We start from the raw sequence: 596 nt of genomic DNA on the forward strand, positions 1-596 counted from the left end.
TAATTACGTCGTTTAGATCAGGGAACGTTGAGCGCTCAATATCTGGGAACACCGCCAAAGCAACAATAGGCAAAGCAATAAAAATTGAATAAACAGCATACTGCCAAAGAACTGCATTAGCACGATTAGCCAGACCTACCGCGATATAACATGCCAAGAAGACACCCAAATACTTAAATAGTTTGACCAACGAAAGCGCCGTAGATGCTGCATCTAGATCAGTAGAAAACAACTCATAGGCCGGCATAAACGACAATGAGATAGTTTTAAATATGAAATAAATACCCAATGAAACGAAGGTAGCTATTAAGACTGACTTTAAATTCACGCTAATCCTTTTTGCATATAACGCCTTGCGAATGGGCGAGCGACGCGCAGCAAAGCGAGTCCAGCCCCGGGTGTTTATCCGGGGCGAACATTGCGCAACTGGTTATGTGGCATTTGCAGTTGACCTACTAGCCAGAATTGGAAACCAGAAAAAGCAAACACCTGCCGCGATTACTGCCATTGCAGAATAATTCCAAGTTTCAGTTTGTAGTACCACCAATGGAACTACACCCGGAAACAAGGTAATGATTAAATATTTATTCTTACTT

Annotated in this window: 1 protein-coding gene; it reads right to left on the reverse strand. The window is 42.1% G+C overall.

Annotated elements, in window-relative coordinates:
• The coding region (locus A3766_RS21455) for a hypothetical protein (protein ID WP_068642958.1) at positions 1-328 on the reverse strand (328 nt) is incomplete at its 3' end.
• Positions 329-596: the final 268 nt, after the last annotated feature.

The sequence above is a fragment of the Oleiphilus sp. HI0132 genome (assembly GCF_001635845.1).